Here is a 17845-nt window from a genome sequence, read left to right on the forward strand (position 1 = left end):
AGACATGAATGATAAAGGATTTACCCTGTTAGAAATGTTAATTGTCATGCTCGTGATTTCGATTCTTTTACTTATTACCATTCCGAATATCACTCGTCACCACCAAACGATTCAAGCAAAGGGCTGTGAAGGGCTTAAATCAATGGTGAGCACACAGGTGATGGCATATGAATTAGAGCATGATGGCAAGACACCATCTTTAGCTGAATTAGAAAAAGAAGGCTATGTCAAAAAGGGATTAACGTGTCCTAATGGAAAAGCGATTGTCATTCAAAACGGCCATGTGAAGCATGAATAAATTGATTTTTCATGAGAAGGGTTTTACCCTCATTGAACAGCTAATGGTCTTACTTGTTCTATCGATTCTATTGTCGATCATAGGAGGAAAAATCCCAAATTTAATAGAAGGCGCTGAAGCCAAAAGACAAGTGAACATCATGAAACAAGATTTTCAATTGGCTGCTTATACTGCATTTATCAAAAAAACACGTGTGTATGTTGAATTCCATCCGCCACATGTATCGTATCAGGTAATCGATCAGAAGGATGGCGAAGTCATTACTTCTTTTCAGCAACAAAAGGGAAGCATTAAGGCTTCTACATTTCCACAAGGTATCTATTTTAATGTAAACGGACATCCAAGCAGCGGCGGGTCTCTCATCATTCAATTTGGCAGTCAAACGTATAAACTCACGATCTATTTAGGAAGCGGGCGAATCCATGTTCAAAAACAATAGAGGGTTTAGTACGATTGAGGCGCTGTTTGCTTGTCATATCTTCCTATTTGCAGCCCTTGTGCTCATGCCAGCCTATGAAAAAATCATGATAGGGAAAAATGAAGTAAGAGCCAAACTTGAAGCTTACCAAATCTTGCATGAACAGATGAATGAATCGTTCATAGATGGTACAAAACCTTCTGTCAAAAAGAAACGAGGCGACGTCACATATGTATTCAATTGGAGTAAAGAGAAGGGATGTGTATCATACAAAATACAAAAAAAGCAGACCATATGCTTTCACCATGTTGCTGAACGGTGAACAAGGTTTTACCCTTGTCCAGGCTTTGTGGCAATTACAGCTATTTTTGTTCCTTTCTTTTGGCTGTGTACTAATCTTTTCTACAGCTGAGAAAGCCCGTCCTTTTGAAGAGATTAACCGATTTTCACAAATGGAGTGGAAACAGACTGTCCTGCAATTAGATGAGGAATTAAGCCGTGCAACAGCTGTTAGATCGGTGCAAGGAGGTAAAGCGTTAGAGTATGTATCTGATCAAGGGCGAGTGGTAACGATTGAGCCATATCAAGAGATGCTTCGGAAGCGAATGGATCAAGCAGGCCATCTTCCTTTATTGCAAAAGGTGAAAGAATTTCGTGTCAGAACGAATCAATATAGAGCCATCCTGAAAGTCACAGATGAATCTGGTAAGGTGTATGAAGCCGTTTTTTTCATATATAAAGGGGTGGTTCCTACATCGTGAAAAGAGAAGGAGGATTTATCTATCCGCATGTACTAGCTGCGATTCTATTTTTTCTCTTGATCCTAGGATCAATGACGATAGGGTTTCAAAAAGAGCTGAGAAGTGCAGAGCTGACGATTTCTTTTTATAAAAAACAGCAGCTTTTCAGAGTGGGGGCGAGTGAAGCTGCCCGTACATTACATCGTTTGTGTGAAAAGCAGCATACCCATATTGACACTGAAGAAGGCCGCGTGACATTGAAGCAGATGACATGCGATCAAAAGAAAAAGCGTATCCTCATGTTAGTCAGTGTGAAAACAAAGGATGGTTTATCAGATGAGCGGGAACTGGTGCTGGATTGGAAGACCCGTGAAATCATGAAATGGGCAAACCCTGAATAGCCAGTGTATAAAATGATCCTCTTCTAGGTAACACTTGAAGAAAGAAGAGGTGAATGTGTTGAAAACCAATGACTATGTAAAATATATGACGCAGGAAATCATTAAATATATGAATACACCACGTGACGAACGGAAGGAACATAAACAAGAGAAAATGGAAACGAAACCGCCATTTTCACAGCGTTTATTTGGGGTTCTGCCGTTTGGGTTTTCAATGATGTTAAAAAAACGTCAGCGACATCGACGAAAGTAAAAAGCCGCCAGCAGGCGGTTTTTTTATGCCCCTTTAGCTGTATTCTTCCACAACTATCACTTTATTGACCTTGTTTGAGTAAGGGTTATAAGAAATAGTGACAAATACCCCAAATTCTTTGGCGTGGTCTTTTAACGTAATATGATACTGTTTCACAGATTCCTTCTCACGATGACGGTCCCATACTTTTTGTTTGAATAAGACTTGTGCCAGCGGATATCGTTTCTTTGCTTCTTTGACTGCCCGTGTTTCCCATTGATCTGCGGCGGCAGTGAAACCTTTCGCATCAGCAGGATTGGCGTCGTATATCATAGGGCCCAACAATAAACTGAGCAAGATTAACATCTTTCCATATTTCACTTCACATCACCTCACCTGTTATTATTCTGACCAAATGCTGCACTTTTATGTAAATTTTTAAGAAGTACAAATGTCACACAAAAAATTATTGAATACGGCGAAAGAATGAGAAAATGGAAGAATTTTCTCGTAATAGTTCTTGTTTAAGAACAAAATGGACTAATTTGACGTTTTGGGTTTTATAGGTATTTCCTTATACTGTATGTAATCGTTCTTATTAAAGAACAATCGTTCAAGGAGTTGGAGAATGAATGAAACAGTCGCTCTTTGTACTCTTTTGTACCATTTGTTTGATTTTCACATCTCTTTTGATCTCAACAACGAACGCTTCTTTTAACGATGTTGAGCACTCAAACTTTGTCATGAAAACATGCGAAAATTTTGAACAGACGGATCAGCATTGTCAGCCTACCAAATGGGATAGAAGTCATTTGGAACTCATCGATCAAACGATGAACAAAGGAACAGTCTGCGCGCCTCAAAGCTTGAGCATGACATTAAAAAATAGTGGACAATCTATTGCACACTCTGAATGGAAATGGGAATTACATAAAGTAAAAAGTGAGCAGAAGCCGTTACAAGATGGTCATATTCTTGAAAAAGGCTCTATACAGTCCCTTCTTTCACAAGAAACAACGACTGTCACGACAGATAAAGCAAAAACGAATGGAATCTATGCGTTTAAAATCTATTATCCTAAAGGTTTTGGTGGATCTGAAGAAGCATTCATATGGTCTAAACATATGCAGCTCGCAAAGTGTCAAGAAAAGGCATCCTAAATGGAGCTGTCTTCTAAAGGAAACAATGATAGGCGAAGGGGAGAAGAGGTCATGAAAAAATGGATGAAGATGTCTGGAAGTATTCTTTATGTGGTGGTGTTCACGGTGATGATTGCATGTATTATTGTCGTATTGTCTTCAAGAACTACTGGGGGAGATCCTCAGATTTTCGGTTATCAATTCAGCCAAGTATTATCTGGATCAATGGAACCAGAATTTTCGACTGGCTCACTCATTGTCGTAAAAGAAGTGACTTCACCGGAGGCGCTTAAAAAAGGAGATATTATCACGTTTCAAACGAAGCAGGACCAGTCTTATGTGACCCACCGAATTGTTGGGGTGAAAGGAAAGGGAGCAAATAAAGCCTTTGAGACGAAAGGTGACCACAATATGTATCAGGACGGCACGCTAGTAAAAGCGGATCAGGTGGCTGCGCAGTATACGGGTGTGAACATTCCTTATGCAGGAAAGCTTCTATCGTATGCAGGGACTTCGGCTGGAACTGCGTTGCTGCTCATTATACCAGGTGTGATGCTGCTCGTTTATTCCACTCTTCATTTTGTGGGCGCTGCAAAACACCGAAGACACACGGCTGATTTACATATGTCAGAGGAACAAGCTTAAATTTTCGTTTGTAACCTAATTAGGTTTCAATAAAACAATTTATTAGGGGGTTCATTCATGGCAAAGAAAAGATCAATTCGTTTAGGTGTATTATCAGGGGCTTTAGGCCTTGCATTAATCGGCGGGGGGACATGGGCGGCGTTTAACGATGTAGAAAAGGCAAACGCGGTCTACTCGACAGGAGAGCTGGATTTATCAGCAAAAGAGAACTCCGGCGCCATCAACCTTGCGAACTTAAAACCTGGTGATCGGATCAAGAAAGAATTTCATTTTGAAAATAAAGGATCGCTTGCGATCAATCAAGTGCTGATGAGTCTTGATTACAGCCAGTTTCAAGACGGAGCTTCCGCGAAGAATGGCGGTAAGAATACAGCTGAAGAATTTCTCAGCCAGTTTCAGGTGAGTGTTCTTACGGTTGGAGCCGAAGGTGGAAATGGTTATCCGAAAAATATTATCTTAGACCATGCAAACCTGCTTGACTTGCATCAACTAACGTCAAAACAGGATCAGACCGCATTTGAAAAGCTTCGTCATGCCGTCGATGAGAAGTTTTTACATGAAAGTGGGAAGATTAATGTAGCAACTGTTGATGGAACAGTGGCTCCAGAGTATGACGGCATTCCAAAGAACCCGTTTGATTACGATAAAATGGAAATGATCATTGAATTTGTCAATGACCAGACGAAGGATAAAGCTGGTCACTATATCCAAAATAAATACCAAGGCGATGCGATTCAAATTGATCTTTCCTTCGAAGCGACTCAGTGGAATGGTTTAACGATCAATCCCAAAAAGCATACGGATGAAAAAGGCTACGTGAAAGAAAACGAAAAAGCACACAGCGAAGATAAAAAATAAAGCCAGTCTTTAGACTGATATCAAGCTCTGCATAGCAATTGGAGGAGTATGCGCTAAAATGTGCGCTTTACTCCTCTTCTTGATTTTTTTTCCAGATTTGATAATCTAAAAATTCACGAAATTGCTTTTTCGAAACCCCTGATGTCATTGCATCTCGAACTAGTTTTTCCCATTCACTATCTAATTGACCATCGTATTCGGTTTCATCTTTTTCGTGTAACAGTGTATGAACCGAGACGTCCAGAACAGCGGAGACTTTTTCAAGAAATTGAATGGAGGGGTTTGTTTGCAAGTTTCTTTCTATTGAGCTTAAATAAGACTTCGCTACCCCAGCCTTTTCGGCCAGTTCTGATAGTGAGTAGCCTTTTTCATTGCGGTATTGTTTAATACGCTGGCCAATCAATGTCATCACCTTCCTTTCGATATTATAGCACATTCAGAAAGGTTTGATAGAATGACTTCTTACCAGAGGGTGAGACTCAGAGGACTTTTCACTTGATTTGAGGAATTGACGGACTTCTTCAACTGTTAGCCCTGCTTTACGAGCTTCAAGTAATAATTCAATCCATTCACTGTCTAATATGTTCGTTTTCTTTTCCATACAAATACCCTCCTAAAATACTGAATCATGTATTTCAGGCACTTAACGCATGAAATGGAAAGACACAGGTGGTAAGACCTCATAGTTTGCTTGCGTCATTTTTCCGCCCAATACAAACAGACAAACGTTGCTTTTGGCTGATCGAAAATTGTATGTCACATGAAAGGGAGGGGACCTATGGGTCAACCTCCTCTTTTTTGCTGTAAGTAAAAAAGTCCGCCATTTTCAATCGTAAGACTGATTTTTGGTTCGTATAAAGTTTTAAGTGCTTGTCTTTCTATTTCATATTCTACAGACGTGTCTGAAGTCCCTTCATAAAATTGGTTTAAAAGTTCAGTGTCTTCTTTCCATTTTTGAACAGCTCTCACCGCCCAATTGTCTGGTTCCTCATGGGCGTAACGCTCCATTAGACTATAGAGCCGTTTGACTCCGCTTTCTGGCTTGATCATTGTACTCATTGTAAAGCAATAATCGGGAATTTGAGATGACAGCTCACGGGTTTCCAGCTTTTCTTGAAATTGTTCAACGACTTCTCCGCGTATTAGATGAAGTCCTAGTGATAAAAGTTTATCCTTCTTTCGATCTGCGAGATAAGAAATTTTCACATTGAGACCAAGCCATGGCTCGAGTGCGATCTGGTTGTTCGTGAGCGGAGTGACTCGTTCATAGAGACGGATAAAACGGCCCTGCTGTTTGACAGCTTCAAATATTTGAAATAAACGAGGGGAGCCAAAGTGGATAAATTCACCCTCAATCGTATCATCCACTTTTTTTTGATCGGTGATGAGGGTCAATTGCCGCGGCTCTGGTACACCACCAGTTTTTTCAAGCCAGTGCCAATAAAAAGGGCGGTTCATAATCAATTTATCCATATCGATGGTTAGTTGTACGGTCATATGTCCTGCACTTTCTTCTAGTATGTCGCATTGATTTGCCTGAAAGAAACGGAGAAGAAAGGTATGTATGTCACGCTGCTCCATTGATCAACTCTCCTTTATGAGCCTTGCTGTCTTTTTTCTAAAAGTGGTGTTTTTGCTTCTGATAAATAGGAAGCAAACTGGGTTAATTTCTTTTTCATGTCTCCGTCTGATTCGTGCTGAAAGAGAATCTGATGTAGTTCTGTTTCGGCATCTTTGATATCTATTCGCGTTAAAATATCATCTAGATCGCCAATGACGTTTTCAAACAGCTGAATTTTTTCATATAAAAGCTTTAAGATATGTTCCTCAACGGTTCCGTTTGTTGCCATATTGTAAATGTGGACATCTCGCTCTTGTCCAAGGCGGTGGATACGTCCAATTCGCTGTTCTAGACGCATCGGGTTCCACGGAAGATCGTAGTTGATGATTTGGTTACAAAACTGAAGGTTGATTCCTTCGCCGCCCGCTTCTGTCGCAATTAACACTTGCGCCCGTTCTCTAAATAAATCTTTCATCCAATCTTTTTTGCCCCGCTTAAAGCCGCCTCGAAAAGGAACGGAGCTGATGCCATTTTGCTGAAGAAACCATTGTAAATATATTTGTGTCGCGCGGTATTCGGTGAAAATAATGACCTTTTCATTTAACTGCTGAATAAGCTTGACGACTTCAAGCGCCTTTGTGTTTTGCTGAACTTGATTGATTTTCTCCATAATTTGCGCTATAGCAGAAGATCCAAGGATATGTTTTTCATCTTCCTGCATTTTTTTAATCGTCATATAGACCGCCTCGCGGCTTGAACAGCATTCACGTTCCAAGGTCATGATGGAAAACATGTGCTTTGTATAAGACGGGTTCTCTTTCAGCTTGCAGATTTCATCATATAAAGCTTGTTCCGTTGGAGAGAAATCAATGGAAATCGTTTTGACATGCCGTTTTGTCCACTCGATGCCCGTGTCTTGCCTTCGGTTACGAATCATCACTTTATTCACAAGCTGTTTTAATCGGTCGTGGTCTTCAAGCTGTAAATCCTTTTTGGCAAAGACATCTTTAAACTGATGTTCATTCCCGAGGTGGCCTGGCTTCAGAAGGGAAACGAGATTAAATATTTCTCCGATACGGTTTTGGATAGGTGTCGCTGTCAGCAGCAGGCAGAATTTCTTATTTAGATTTCTCACAAATTCATAGTTTTTCGTTTTATTGTTTTTCAGTTTGTGTGCTTCATCAATAATGACCATATCGTAGGCAATTGATAAAATGGTGTCTCGATGCGGCTGTCTTTTGGCTGTATCAATGGAGGAAACCACGACGTCACACTGCTCCCACACGTAGCTCTTTTTTTGTTCAACAGCATCAATGTAAAATTTCGTCCGCAGCTCCTGTACCCATTGAGACACAAGGGAGGCGGGGACAAGTATGAGAATTTTTTTTGCAAGTCCACGAATCATGTATTCTTTGATAATGAGTCCTGCTTCTACGGTTTTTCCAAGTCCCACTTCATCTGCTAAAATGGCTTTTCCGTTCATCTCTTCTACGACTCTTCTGGCTACTTCAAGCTGATGTTTTAAAGGCGTGAATGCAGGCAGGTGCGCGGGAGCTTGCAGTCCTTCAAATGAATCAATGGCTGTGACTTTTTGGACCTGCGTCGCTAAACGGTACATTTCCCAGTTCGCCCAGGGGCCGTCTGCTGCAAGCCGCTGCTGAAATTCACTTGCCCATTCCTGATCAAAAATCGTTTGAATATTCAATGTGATCGCCTGCCTTTCTAATAGGTTAAGGATAAAATTGTTCTGTATTTAAACGCTTCATTTTTTAAGAGGTCTTTAAAAGACTAGATATATGAATAAAAGCGAACGATAGTGAATGTTTGTTTAAAAAATGTTAATGATTTTTCTGTTGCTCTTCATCCGTTTCTAATGGTAGGATGTTGGTAAGTGATCTAGAAAATAAGTCACCCATTTTGATAGTATGTCCAATAAATGTGAAGAATATGAGCGGATGATGGTATGGGGAGAGACTTGGCGGTTATTTAGCACTGGCAGGCGCCGAAGGAGCAAGCTGAATCGTTTCAGTGAATCTCTCAGGCAAAAGTACTCTTACCGGACGCAACTCTGGAGAGTGTTTGCTCTCGATTTTTAGCAAACCACCAAAGGGGAAAACGCACAATGCTGTTGTGCTGTAAACTTTCAGGTGCAAGGACAGAGACTTCTTTTTGATAAAAGGGAGCGCTCTGTCCTTTTTTGCTGCGATTTTTTTCTGAAAATTCAGCTTGTGATCTGCACTGAAAGAAAAAAGGGGGAAACGATTGATGTTGAAACGAACACCGCTTTTTCATGCGTATGAAACGTTTGGCGCAAAAACCATTGACTTCGGGGGCTGGGAATTACCTGTCCAATTTTCTTCCATTAAAGAAGAACATGAAGCTGTTCGAACAAAAGCAGGGCTTTTTGATGTGTCTCACATGGGTGAGGTGGAAATCAAAGGTCAAGATGCCCTTCCTTTTTTACAAAGGTTATTAACCAATGATGTGTCTAAGCTGACAGACGGTAAGGCACTATATACAGCCATGTGCTATGAAGATGGCGGGACGGTGGATGATCTGCTCGTCTATCAAAAAGAAAAGAACAATTATCTGCTTGTCATTAATGCATCAAATATTGAAAAAGATGTGGATTGGCTGCTTCAGCACCAAGGTGAGAACGACGTATTGATCCAAAATGTCTCTGATCAAATCGCCTTGCTAGCACTTCAAGGACCTCTTGCTGCTGACATTATGAAAGATGTGGCGGATGAAGAGGTGACATCTCTCAAGCCATTTACATTTTTATCAAAAGCTGAGGTCGCTCAAAAAGAAGTGCTTGTTTCAAGAACGGGCTACACAGGGGAGGACGGCTTTGAAATCTACTGCCAGTCAGAAGATGCAATCCACATTTGGTCGGCTTTATTAGAAGCAGGCGAGCCAAAAGGGTTAATACCGTGCGGGCTCGGTGCACGTGACACCTTAAGATTTGAAGCAAGACTTCCGCTTTATGGCCAGGAGCTGACAAAGGATATCTCTCCATTAGAAGGCGGGATTGGCTTTGCTGTCAAAACGGATAAAGAAGCCAATTTTATTGGCAAAGAAGCGCTCAAACAGCAAAAAGAAGAGGGAGCGAAGCGAAAGCTTGTCGGCATTGAAATGATCGATAAAGGGATTCCGCGCACAGACTATCCGGTCTTTTCAGGAGAAAAGCAGATTGGGGTTGTCACAACCGGCACACAATCCCCAACATTAAAGAAAAATGTCGGGCTTGCTTTGATCGAATCTTCTCAGGCGCAGCTTCAGGCAGAGGTGGAAGTACAAGTTCGCAAAAAACGTCTAAAAGCTAAAATCGTCGCAACACCATTTTATAAAAGAGCCAAATAACGAGGGGGAATAGAGGATGAAGCACAGGTATCTGCCGCAAACCGAGCAAGATCAAAAAGAAATGCTGGATGTCATCGGCGTTCAGTCGATTGATGAGCTTTTTTCAGATATCCCAGAAAAAGTGAGATTTAAAGGAGCATACAACATTAAAGAAGCCGCATCTGAAACAGAGCTTGTAAGGGAATTATCCCGATTAGCTGCAAAGAATAAGGATACGGTTTCCTATGCATCGTTTCTTGGTGCCGGTGTATATGATCATTACCAGCCTGTCATTGTTGATCATGTCATCTCACGTTCCGAATTTTATACAGCATACACACCTTATCAGCCGGAGATTTCGCAAGGTGAACTACAAGCCATTTTTGAATTTCAAACAATGATTGCTGAGCTGACGGGTATGGATCTTGCCAACTCCTCGATGTATGATGGCGGGACGGCATTAGCTGAAGCGGCGATGCTGGCTGCGGGACATACAAAAAAGAAAAAAGTGGTTGTTTCTGAAACGGTTCACCCTGAATCAAGAGCAGTGCTAAAAACATACGCCAAAGGACAGCACATCGAAGTTGTTGAAGTGCCTGCAAAAAAAGGGCAGACGGATCTAGCAGCATTAGAGAAGGCCGTCTGTGACGATACAGCAGCAGTTCTTGTGCAATATCCAAACTTCTTTGGTGTCGTCGAACCGTTAAAAGACATTGAACCTATTGCGCATAAAGGAAAAAGTCTGTTCATTGTCTCAAGTAATCCGCTTGCACTCGGGTTACTGACGCCGCCAGGTAAACTTGGGGCAGACATTGTCGTTGGTGATGCACAGCCGTTTGGCATTCCAGCAGCGTTTGGCGGGCCGCATTGCGGATATTTTGCTGTGACGAAAAAGTTGATGCGAAAAGTGCCAGGTCGTTTAGTCGGGCAGACAGAAGATGAAAATGGTGTTCGTGGGTTTGTGCTGACCCTTCAAGCGCGTGAGCAGCATATTCGGAGAGATAAAGCGACGTCCAATATTTGTTCGAATCAGGCATTAAATGCATTAGCCGCTTCCGTTGCCATGACAGCACTCGGAAAAACAGGCATCAAAGACATCGCCTATCAAAACGTGCAAAAAGCGCACTATGCTAAGATGCAGGCTCAAACATATGGACTTCTTGCTGATATAGAAGGGGCCCATTTTAATGAATTTGTGATCAAATTACAAGAGCCTGTGAAAGAAGCCAATAAACGATTGCTTGAAAAAGGAATCATCGGCGGCTATGACTTAGGGATAGACTACCCAGAGCTTCAACATCACATGCTTGTCGCCGTAACAGAGCTAAGAACGAAAGAAGAAATTGATACGTTCATTAAGGAATTGGGGGATCGCCATGAATAAACAAGATCAGCCGCTTATTTTTGAATTATCCAAAGAAGGAAGAATTGGTTATAGCCTGCCTGATTTAGATGTACCTGAACAGGAGATCCCGTCTTTATTTGATGAAACGTATATCCGTCATGAGGATGCTGAGCTTCCTGAAGTATCTGAGCTTGATATCATGCGTCATTATACAGCATTATCAAGACGTAATCATGGGGTCGATTCCGGATTTTATCCTCTTGGCTCTTGTACGATGAAATATAATCCGAAGATTAATGAAAAGGTCGCACGCCTTGCAGGCTTCGCGCAAGTCCATCCACTACAGGAGGCAGACACTGTGCAAGGTGCATTAGAGTTACTCCACGACCTGGGTGCTCATCTTGAAGAAATTACTGGGATGGACGCTGTGACATTACAGCCTGCGGCAGGAGCACACGGGGAATGGACAGGACTCATGATGATCCGTGCGTACCATGAAGCAAGAGGAGACCATAAGCGAACAAAAGTCATTGTGCCTGATTCTGCCCATGGAACGAACCCGGCATCTGCGACAGTGGCCGGATTTGAAACCATTACCGTCGCATCTGATGCGAATGGGCTTGTTGATTTAGAGGACCTGCGCCGTGTTGTCAATGAAGAAACAGCTGCTTTAATGCTGACGAATCCGAATACACTCGGTCTATTCGAAGAAAATATTTTAGAAATGGCTGAAATCGTTCATGGAGCTGGCGGTAAGCTTTATTATGACGGAGCCAACTTGAATGCCGTTTTAAGCAGAGCAAGACCGGGGGATATGGGGTTTGACGTCGTTCACTTAAATCTCCATAAAACCTTTACAGGTCCACATGGAGGCGGAGGCCCTGGTTCAGGTCCTGTAGGCGTCAAAAAGGATTTGATCCCATACTTGCCAAAGCCGGTGCTTGTGAAGAAGGAAGGCCGCTTTTACTTTGATGATGATCGACCAGAATCAATTGGCCGCGTGAAGCCGTTCTATGGCAACTTTGGCATTAATGTCAGAGCATATGCGTACATTCGCTCTATGGGTCCAGACGGCCTAAAGGCTGTAACGGATAATGCCGTGTTAAATGCGAACTATATGATGCGCCGCTTAAGTGCTCATTTCGATTTGCCATTTGACCGTCACTGTAAGCATGAATTTGTTCTTTCAGGTAAACGTCAGAAAAAATTAGGTGTGCGGACACTCGATATTGCCAAACGATTACTTGATTTTGGCTATCATCCGCCAACGATCTACTTCCCGCTCAATGTAGAGGAATGTATCATGATTGAACCAACTGAAACAGAATCAAAAGAAACTCTTGATGCCTTTATCGAAGCGATGATTCAGATTGCCAAAGAAGCAGAAGAGAATCCAGAAGTGGTACAGGAAGCGCCGCATACGACGGTCGTCAAACGAATGGACGAAACAAAGGCCGCGCGGAATCCAGTCCTCGTTTTTGAAAGATAAAGAAAAAAAGACTCAGGGGGATCACGCTCCCAGAGTCTTTTTTGTTAGTTCTTCGTTTTGATGCGGCCGCCCCATTTTTTAAAGCCGCCTTTTAAATTATAAATCTCACGACAGCCGTTTTTACGTAAAGTTTGAGCTGCTTTTCCGCTTCTTAAATTGTTTTGGCAATAGAGATAAACAGGCTTGTCAGGACGAATTTCATTTTTGCGCTGCTTTAGCTGGGAAAGGGGGATGTTTCTGGCCCCTAAAATATGTCCGCCTTCAAACTCATTTGGCTCTCTCACATCAATGAGTTGAGCTTTGCGGTAACCTTTAATAAATTCTGCTTCCGTCAGCGTTTTCATAATGCGCTGCTGATAAATGTAGCTGCCGATGGAATAAAGAACGAAAAGTCCACAAAGTGAGAGGACGATATAGTTGAATATTGACAATACAACTCGACTCCTTCTTGAGCATCAGCACAGTAGCCTGTCTGATGGTACGTTTTAGACAAATACTATTATAGTAAAGCAAAAGAAACTTGTCATCATAAATGGTAAGAATTATTTTCAATTCGTTCCCTATTTGATAGACTGATGAAGAGAGAAAACCGGTGGCCATCACCATCATCTAACATTGACTACGTAAAAGAGAAGGGATTTTTATATGCAAAAAGAGAAATGGTGTTTCATTGATACAGGAAATCAAGACCCTGCCTTTAACATGGCAATGGATGAAGCCTTGCTTTATTGGCATAGTGAGAAGCTCATCCCGCCTGTCATCCGTTTTTATGGATGGAATCCGGCGACATTGTCTGTGGGGTATTTTCAGCATGTTGAAAAGGAAATCAACATGGAAGCAGTCGAGCGCTATGGTCTTGGGTTTGTCCGTAGACCAACTGGAGGGCGGGGGGTTCTTCATGATCAGGAGCTGACCTACAGCGTGATTGTGTCAGAGGAACATCCAGAAATGCCAGCGACGGTGACAGAGGCATACCGCGTCATTTCAGAAGGCATTTTAGAGGGCTTTAAAGAACTGGGACTCGATGCATATTTTGCCATTCCTCGTACAGATAAAGAAAAAGAAAGCTTAAAAAATCCAAGATCGTCTGTATGCTTCGATGCTCCTTCCTGGTATGAGCTTGTCGTAGAAGGCAGAAAGGTAGCAGGCAGTGCTCAAACGAGACAAAAAGGAGTGATCCTCCAGCACGGCTCCATCTTAATTGACCTTGATGAGGACAAATTGTTCGATTTATTTCTTTATCCAAACGACCGTGTGAGAGAGCGGATGCAGCGGAGCTTTAAAAACAAAGCGGTCGCCATCAATGAAATCTCAGACCGAACTTGTACAATAGACGATGCGCGTGTTGCGTTTAAACGAGGATTTGAAAAAGGGTTAAATATTGAGCTTGTGCCTTATGAGCTGACAGATGAAGAATTAGCGTTTGTCCATCATCTCGCCAAAACGAAATATGCCTCAGACGAGTGGAATTACAAGCGTTAAGACAGTGGACACTCCTTGTTTTTTAATGGGCGATGGTGTAGAATTGTTATGATTATTAAGTAAAGGTGCATTATGGAGGGGTTTTATGACTACACCTAGTATGGAAGATTACATTGAACAAATATATATGCTGATAGAAGAAAAAGGATATGCCAGAGTCTCTGATATTGCAGAAGCACTCGCTGTCCATCCCTCCTCTGTAACAAAAATGGTTCAGAAGCTAGATAAAGATGAATACCTCATTTATGAGAAGTATCGTGGTCTAATTTTAACCCCGAAAGGCAAGAAAATTGGAAAACGTCTCGTATACAGACATGAACTGCTAGAGCAATTTTTAAGAATCATTGGTGTAGATGAAGAGAAAATTTATGATGATGTAGAAGGCATTGAACATCATCTCAGCTGGAACAGCATTGACCGCATCGGCGATCTTGTTCAATTCTTTGAAGAAAACGACGAGCGATCTGTTCAGCTGAAAGCGATTCAAAAGAAAAACGAACAAACAAATCAAGAATCTTAAGAAAAAGGACACCCTTAGCAAGGGTGTTCTTTCATATTGTTGACAAAGGGCTAAAATGATTTTTATTTTAGCCCTCTGTCTTCTTTTCAGCGTGATTTGAAAACCTTTGCAGTCTAGGAAGGGCGAGTACCGGAGCGCAGACCTGAAACCGAATGCGAGGGTTTGTCCGCGCGCTGAAAGGACACCCTCAGCATGGGTGTCCTTTTTGATTAAAGTTCTAATTGAAAGCATATGCTCTTACACTATTAATAGCGTGATATCAAAGGGGGCTCCTTGATGAAGATAGATGGTGTGTTCTCAGGTGGAGGCATTAAAGGGGCAGCACTTGCGGGTGCCTATGAAGCGCTTGAAGCGAGAGGATATCAATTTGTCCGCCTTGCTGGTACAAGTGCTGGAGCGATCATTGCTTCATTCATCGCAGCAGGTTTTACTAGTCAGGAGATTCGGGAGCTTTTAGATGAAATGGAGGAACATCACTTGCTTGACAGGAGATGCCAATTCATTCCGTTTCAAATGCTCAGGTGGGTATCCATTTACTGGCGCCTCGGTCTGTACAAAGGCGACCGGCTGGAAAAATGGCTGACAGACGTTTTAAAACGAAAAGGGGTTACCGTATTTGGAGATCTCAAAAAAGATTCGCTGAAAATTGTTGCCTCCGATTTAACAAATGGGAAAATCCTCGTGCTGCCAGACGACCTTCCTTCATACGGCTTAAATCCAGAGCGCTTTTCCGTTGCAAGGGCGATTCGGATGAGTTGCAGCCTGCCGTATTTTTTCGAGCCTGTCAAACTAAGGTCATCAAAAGGCATTTGTACCATTGTGGATGGAGGAGTGCTTAGCAATTTTCCAATTTGGTTGTTTGCGGAAGAGAAAAAAAGACCGTTCGTCGGTGTCACATTAACCCCAAACGAAAAAGAACGCCCTCAACACTCCATCCGCAATGCGTTTGAACTGTTTGGCGCTCTTTTTGAAACGATGCGTGGTGCTCATGACGAAAGACACATTGCCACAAAACACGAACGTCATGTTATTTTTATTCCTGTAGAACACGTCATTGCCACTGATTTTCATCTGAAGACAGAAAAGAAAAAGGCGCTTGTCGATCTAGGCAGACAGAAAGCCGAGCAATTTTTAAAAAGCTGGACATTTTAAAACAAGGCGCGATTTTTCTTTTTGTTTTTCTTGCCTTCAATCACAGTTAACTGTGTTTGGCTTTTCTTTTTGAGAAGGACGGGCTTAGACTTGTGGTCAGTCGGCACGCTTCGCAAATGAGTGACCCGATTTTTCATCTGGCTTTTCGTTTTTGGTTTAGGCTGCTGGTAGCGACGTTTTGATTGTTTGACTGCTTTACGATAAAGATTGCCCTCTGTTCCAGCTCTTCGATTCATCAGCCATCTAAATAGGAAAAATAGAGCCGCTCCAATGATCACAACTGATAGCAGCATTGTAAAAAGTCTGCCTGGATTCGTTGTGAGTAAATACACAAATCCCAAAATACCTAAAGCGAAAATAATGGTAAAAGCAGGATGTACTCGGCGATTCATAACTGTCCACCTCCGAAGGAATTTACCGGATTTATAAGTTAGATCACTTGATGAGCAGAATCTGACGCTTGTTTCTCAGACGCTTCCTCTAAACGAAGAAGTTCATTAAAACTTGCAATGGCTACCTCGACTTGATCGCCAGAGGGTTCTTTTGTTGTGAGCAATTGCAGCCAACGGCCAGGATAGCCAAGCACTTTAAGCACAGGCACTTCTCGGAGTTTGTTCGTGAGCTGAAGCACTTCAAATGAAATGCCCAGAACAACCGGAATGAGCGCCAAGCGATTCAGAACTCTCACCCATAAAGGATCTGTCGGTACGAGTAAATAGACGAACATTCCGACAATGACAGTGAATAAAATAAAGCTGCTACCGCATCGATAATGCAGCCGTGATTGTTTTTGGACATTTTCCACTGTGATGTCAAGATTCTGTTCATAGCAGTTTATGACTTTATGTTCTGCGCCATGATATTGAAATACCCTTTTAATTAAAGGGGTCATGGAAATAAAGTAAATGTAGCCTAATAACAGGACCAGTTTAAAGAATGTTTCCACCGCGATTTGTGCGAAATTCCCTGAAAAGACGGGCCGCACCAGTTCAGCTAAAAAGACAGGTACTAGGGTAAAGACAAATTTACTAAAGAGAAGAGAGAGAACTCCGATTACAGCAATGCCGAAAATCATGGATAATTTCGAGCTTTTTTGTTCTTTTTCAAGAGTATGATCTTCTGAAGGATCTAAGTCATAGCGCTCGCTGGAGAAGTTCAAGTGCTTACTGCCATTTGCGCTTGCTTCAAGAAGTGCAGCAACACCCCTGACAAAGGGAATTTTCTTGAGAAAGGCGGTTCGTTTATTGGAGGTCCGGGGAAGCTTCAAAAACTCAATGGACTGATCCTTTCGCCGAATCGCTGTCACATAGTTCTTTTTACCTCCAAACATGACACCTTCGACAACTGCCTGCCCTCCATATGCTGGACGTTTTGTTTGATTGGACATATTTCATCAACCTGCCTGTTTCCTGTAATTTACATGCATTTCCTTATACCTTTATTGTACAGGAAATGAGGGGAAATCACTAGCGCACAGGTCGATTATCTACTAGAATTCTATCTACCTCTTTTTAGCCAGTATACCCTGTTATAAAAATTTTACACTCACGGATGGAAATCCTTTTTTTTATGACATTTTGGACATACTACTTGCTGGAGGTGTTCACAAATGAAACGTGATGAAAAGAAAAACCAAGAAGAAAAAAATCAGTCTGTACAAACGTCATCGCTGTTGGCAAGAGCAGCTGCGACAGGCTTTGTTGGCGGTGTTTTTTGGGGCTTTATCGGGTTTCTGACCCATATGTTTCATTTCTCAGAGGTGAGTCCCAATATGCTCCTTCAGCCATTTGTGCTCGGAGAGTGGAAAAAGGGAGGACTTGGCACTTTTATTAGTATTGTGCTTTTAGGGGTTTTATCGATTGGAGCAGCCTTTATTTATTATGGGGTTTTAAAACGAATCAAAGGCTATTGGATGGGGCTGATATATGGCGCGCTTTTATGGCTGCTCGTTTTTTACGTATTTAATCCGATTTTCCCAGATGTAAAGCAAGTCCAAGATTTGCAGCAAAGCACCATCGTCACGACATTTTGCCTATATATTTTATATGGCATGTTTGTCGGGTACAGTATTTCGTTTGAATATAATGAATTAACGAGTCAGAAGCTTGCAAGGGCTCTCGGGAAAAGACAGAATAAAGTGTAAATCACCTATTCATATGATAAAATATTTTTGGAAACGAAAGGTTTCTAATGAAAAAGAAACAGATCTCGATATAGATTGAA

24 protein-coding genes and 2 riboswitches are annotated in these 17845 nt (G+C 41.9%); of the genes, 16 read left to right on the forward strand and 8 right to left on the reverse strand.

From position 1 onward, the window contains the following. The first annotated feature begins 4 nt into the window (after positions 1-4). The 6 genes from comGC to C6Y02_RS07575 are packed head-to-tail and all read left to right on the forward strand — an operon-like array spanning position 5 to position 2110. Positions 5-298, forward strand: a complete 294-nt coding sequence (comGC, locus tag C6Y02_RS07550) for a competence type IV pilus major pilin ComGC (RefSeq protein ID WP_003217322.1) — start codon at positions 5-7, stop codon at positions 296-298. Then, complete coding sequence (gene comGD / locus C6Y02_RS07555; protein WP_106031000.1) at positions 291-737, forward strand: competence type IV pilus minor pilin ComGD; 447 nt, start codon at positions 291-293, stop codon at positions 735-737. The genes comGC and comGD overlap by 8 nt, the downstream gene beginning before the upstream one ends. Then, the gene (gene comGE / locus C6Y02_RS07560) at positions 721-1038 is read left to right on the forward strand and encodes a competence type IV pilus minor pilin ComGE (protein ID WP_034661291.1); all 318 of its coding nucleotides are present in this window, start codon (positions 721-723) and stop codon (positions 1036-1038) included. Before comGD ends, comGE begins: the two co-directional genes overlap by 17 nt. Beyond that, on the forward strand, positions 977-1477 hold the full coding sequence (gene comGF, locus C6Y02_RS07565; RefSeq protein WP_034661289.1) for a competence type IV pilus minor pilin ComGF: 501 nt from the start codon (positions 977-979) through the stop codon (positions 1475-1477). The genes comGE and comGF overlap by 62 nt, the downstream gene beginning before the upstream one ends. Next, positions 1474-1857 (forward strand): competence type IV pilus minor pilin ComGG, encoded by a 384-nt coding sequence (locus C6Y02_RS07570; protein ID WP_034661288.1) that lies wholly within the window; start codon positions 1474-1476, stop codon positions 1855-1857. Before comGF ends, C6Y02_RS07570 begins: the two co-directional genes overlap by 4 nt. Before the next feature lie 58 nt (positions 1858-1915). Continuing rightward, a complete protein-coding gene (locus C6Y02_RS07575; protein WP_024718846.1) occupies positions 1916-2110 on the forward strand; it encodes a YqzE family protein in 195 nt (64 codons plus the stop codon). A gap of 33 nt (positions 2111-2143) precedes the next feature. On the opposite strand, the gene C6Y02_RS07580 is transcribed toward C6Y02_RS07575, so the two are convergent. Then, entirely contained in the window at positions 2144-2422 is a 279-nt protein-coding gene (locus C6Y02_RS07580) for a DUF3889 domain-containing protein (protein ID WP_223250494.1), read from the reverse strand. Positions 2423-2721: 299 nt separating this feature from the next. On the opposite strand from C6Y02_RS07580, the gene tapA reads away from it, so the two are divergent. Genes tapA through tasA form a run of 3 tightly spaced genes read left to right on the forward strand, consistent with a single transcriptional unit; the run spans position 2722 to position 4731 of the window. Next, positions 2722-3249: an amyloid fiber anchoring/assembly protein TapA gene (tapA, locus tag C6Y02_RS07585; RefSeq protein WP_060596834.1), complete on the forward strand. Its 528-nt coding sequence runs from the start codon at positions 2722-2724 to the stop codon at positions 3247-3249. A 51-nt stretch (positions 3250-3300) separates the two neighbouring features. After that, the gene (sipW, locus tag C6Y02_RS07590; protein ID WP_106031142.1) at positions 3301-3873 is read left to right on the forward strand and encodes a signal peptidase I SipW; all 573 of its coding nucleotides are present in this window, start codon (positions 3301-3303) and stop codon (positions 3871-3873) included. A gap of 57 nt (positions 3874-3930) precedes the next feature. After that, positions 3931-4731 carry a biofilm matrix protein TasA gene (tasA, locus tag C6Y02_RS07595; RefSeq protein ID WP_034661283.1) on the forward strand — a complete coding sequence of 267 codons (801 nt, stop codon included), beginning with the start codon at positions 3931-3933 and terminating at the stop codon, positions 4729-4731. 67 nt (positions 4732-4798) lie between these two features. Here the strand turns inward: tasA and sinR are convergent, their stop codons facing one another. The 4 genes from sinR to C6Y02_RS07615 form a co-directional block, all read right to left on the reverse strand. Next, the gene (gene sinR, locus C6Y02_RS07600; RefSeq protein WP_095285385.1) at positions 4799-5134 is read right to left on the reverse strand and encodes a transcriptional regulator SinR; all 336 of its coding nucleotides are present in this window, start codon (positions 5132-5134) and stop codon (positions 4799-4801) included. A 33-nt stretch (positions 5135-5167) separates the two neighbouring features. Then, positions 5168-5332, reverse strand: a complete 165-nt coding sequence (locus tag C6Y02_RS07605) for an anti-repressor SinI family protein (protein WP_106031001.1) — start codon at positions 5330-5332, stop codon at positions 5168-5170. 182 nt (positions 5333-5514) lie between these two features. Continuing rightward, positions 5515-6312, reverse strand: coding sequence for a YqhG family protein (locus tag C6Y02_RS07610; protein ID WP_034661279.1), 798 nt, complete (start codon positions 6310-6312; stop codon positions 5515-5517). Between the two features lie 14 nt (positions 6313-6326). Continuing rightward, entirely contained in the window at positions 6327-7997 is a 1671-nt protein-coding gene (locus C6Y02_RS07615) for a DEAD/DEAH box helicase (RefSeq protein WP_060596833.1), read from the reverse strand. A 250-nt stretch (positions 7998-8247) separates the two neighbouring features. Beyond that, a riboswitch (glycine riboswitch) is annotated at positions 8248-8355 on the forward strand. 3 nt (positions 8356-8358) lie between these two features. Then, positions 8359-8453, forward strand: a riboswitch (glycine riboswitch). Between the two features lie 104 nt (positions 8454-8557). Here C6Y02_RS07615 and gcvT point away from each other — a divergent pair. From gcvT to gcvPB, 3 genes are read left to right on the forward strand one after another with little or no spacing between them, the layout of a single operon-like run. After that, positions 8558-9655, forward strand: a complete 1098-nt coding sequence (gene gcvT / locus C6Y02_RS07620; protein ID WP_106031002.1) for a glycine cleavage system aminomethyltransferase GcvT — start codon at positions 8558-8560, stop codon at positions 9653-9655. Positions 9656-9671: 16 nt separating this feature from the next. Beyond that, entirely contained in the window at positions 9672-11018 is a 1347-nt protein-coding gene (gene gcvPA / locus C6Y02_RS07625) for an aminomethyl-transferring glycine dehydrogenase subunit GcvPA (RefSeq protein WP_106031003.1), read from the forward strand. Then, a complete protein-coding gene (gcvPB, locus tag C6Y02_RS07630; RefSeq protein ID WP_106031004.1) occupies positions 11011-12468 on the forward strand; it encodes an aminomethyl-transferring glycine dehydrogenase subunit GcvPB in 1458 nt (485 codons plus the stop codon). The genes gcvPA and gcvPB overlap by 8 nt, the downstream gene beginning before the upstream one ends. Before the next feature lie 44 nt (positions 12469-12512). On the opposite strand, the gene C6Y02_RS07635 is transcribed toward gcvPB, so the two are convergent. Continuing rightward, complete coding sequence (locus C6Y02_RS07635; protein WP_024718853.1) at positions 12513-12893, reverse strand: rhodanese-like domain-containing protein; 381 nt, start codon at positions 12891-12893, stop codon at positions 12513-12515. Positions 12894-13113: 220 nt separating this feature from the next. On the opposite strand from C6Y02_RS07635, the gene C6Y02_RS07640 reads away from it, so the two are divergent. The 3 genes from C6Y02_RS07640 to C6Y02_RS07650 all read left to right on the forward strand — a co-directional run bounded on the left by C6Y02_RS07640 (position 13114) and on the right by C6Y02_RS07650 (position 15622). After that, a complete protein-coding gene (locus C6Y02_RS07640) occupies positions 13114-13950 on the forward strand; it encodes a lipoate--protein ligase family protein (protein ID WP_003216009.1) in 837 nt (278 codons plus the stop codon). Between the two features lie 85 nt (positions 13951-14035). Beyond that, positions 14036-14470, forward strand: a complete 435-nt coding sequence (gene mntR, locus C6Y02_RS07645; protein WP_003215946.1) for a transcriptional regulator MntR — start codon at positions 14036-14038, stop codon at positions 14468-14470. A 276-nt stretch (positions 14471-14746) separates the two neighbouring features. Continuing rightward, positions 14747-15622, forward strand: coding sequence for a patatin-like phospholipase family protein (locus C6Y02_RS07650; protein WP_060596829.1), 876 nt, complete (start codon positions 14747-14749; stop codon positions 15620-15622). Here the strand turns inward: C6Y02_RS07650 and C6Y02_RS07655 are convergent. Then, a complete protein-coding gene (locus C6Y02_RS07655) occupies positions 15619-16014 on the reverse strand; it encodes an SA1362 family protein (protein ID WP_106031005.1) in 396 nt (131 codons plus the stop codon). The two genes, C6Y02_RS07650 and C6Y02_RS07655, sit on opposite strands and share 4 nt — an antisense overlap. Before the next feature lie 38 nt (positions 16015-16052). Continuing rightward, the gene (locus C6Y02_RS07660; RefSeq protein WP_106031006.1) at positions 16053-17009 is read right to left on the reverse strand and encodes a DUF1385 domain-containing protein; all 957 of its coding nucleotides are present in this window, start codon (positions 17007-17009) and stop codon (positions 16053-16055) included. Positions 17010-17231: 222 nt separating this feature from the next. Here C6Y02_RS07660 and C6Y02_RS07665 point away from each other — a divergent pair, with 222 nt between their 5' ends. Beyond that, entirely contained in the window at positions 17232-17765 is a 534-nt protein-coding gene (locus C6Y02_RS07665; protein ID WP_106031007.1) for a YqhR family membrane protein, read from the forward strand. Positions 17766-17845: the final 80 nt, after the last annotated feature.

The organism is Bacillus sp. NMCC4, from assembly GCF_002998555.1.
In the GTDB taxonomy this organism is placed as follows: domain Bacteria; phylum Bacillota; class Bacilli; order Bacillales; family Bacillaceae; genus Bacillus.

What these genes read in the sequence shown, in the direction of transcription:
- comGC (WP_003217322.1), top strand. Translation starts at nt 5, where the DNA reads ATGAATGATAAAGGATTTACCCTGTTAGAAATGTTAATTGTCATGCTC.
- C6Y02_RS07665 (WP_106031007.1), top strand. Translation starts at nt 17,232, where the DNA reads ATGAAACGTGATGAAAAGAAAAACCAAGAAGAAAAAAATCAGTCTGTA.
- C6Y02_RS07655 (WP_106031005.1), bottom strand. Translation starts at nt 16,014, where the DNA reads ATGAATCGCCGAGTACATCCTGCTTTTACCATTATTTTCGCTTTAGGT.
- C6Y02_RS07610 (WP_034661279.1), bottom strand. Translation starts at nt 6,312, where the DNA reads ATGGAGCAGCGTGACATACATACCTTTCTTCTCCGTTTCTTTCAGGCA.
- comGD (WP_106031000.1), top strand. Translation starts at nt 291, where the DNA reads ATGAATAAATTGATTTTTCATGAGAAGGGTTTTACCCTCATTGAACAG.
- tapA (WP_060596834.1), top strand. Translation starts at nt 2,722, where the DNA reads ATGAAACAGTCGCTCTTTGTACTCTTTTGTACCATTTGTTTGATTTTC.
- C6Y02_RS07660 (WP_106031006.1), bottom strand. Translation starts at nt 17,009, where the DNA reads ATGTCCAATCAAACAAAACGTCCAGCATATGGAGGGCAGGCAGTTGTC.
- C6Y02_RS07650 (WP_060596829.1), top strand. Translation starts at nt 14,747, where the DNA reads ATGAAGATAGATGGTGTGTTCTCAGGTGGAGGCATTAAAGGGGCAGCA.
- mntR (WP_003215946.1), top strand. Translation starts at nt 14,036, where the DNA reads ATGACTACACCTAGTATGGAAGATTACATTGAACAAATATATATGCTG.
- comGE (WP_034661291.1), top strand. Translation starts at nt 721, where the DNA reads ATGTTCAAAAACAATAGAGGGTTTAGTACGATTGAGGCGCTGTTTGCT.
- gcvPB (WP_106031004.1), top strand. Translation starts at nt 11,011, where the DNA reads ATGAATAAACAAGATCAGCCGCTTATTTTTGAATTATCCAAAGAAGGA.
- C6Y02_RS07605 (WP_106031001.1), bottom strand. Translation starts at nt 5,332, where the DNA reads ATGGAAAAGAAAACGAACATATTAGACAGTGAATGGATTGAATTATTA.
- C6Y02_RS07640 (WP_003216009.1), top strand. Translation starts at nt 13,114, where the DNA reads ATGCAAAAAGAGAAATGGTGTTTCATTGATACAGGAAATCAAGACCCT.
- sipW (WP_106031142.1), top strand. Translation starts at nt 3,301, where the DNA reads ATGAAAAAATGGATGAAGATGTCTGGAAGTATTCTTTATGTGGTGGTG.
- tasA (WP_034661283.1), top strand. Translation starts at nt 3,931, where the DNA reads ATGGCAAAGAAAAGATCAATTCGTTTAGGTGTATTATCAGGGGCTTTA.
- gcvPA (WP_106031003.1), top strand. Translation starts at nt 9,672, where the DNA reads ATGAAGCACAGGTATCTGCCGCAAACCGAGCAAGATCAAAAAGAAATG.
- gcvT (WP_106031002.1), top strand. Translation starts at nt 8,558, where the DNA reads ATGTTGAAACGAACACCGCTTTTTCATGCGTATGAAACGTTTGGCGCA.
- C6Y02_RS07580 (WP_223250494.1), bottom strand. Translation starts at nt 2,422, where the DNA reads ATGATATACGACGCCAATCCTGCTGATGCGAAAGGTTTCACTGCCGCC.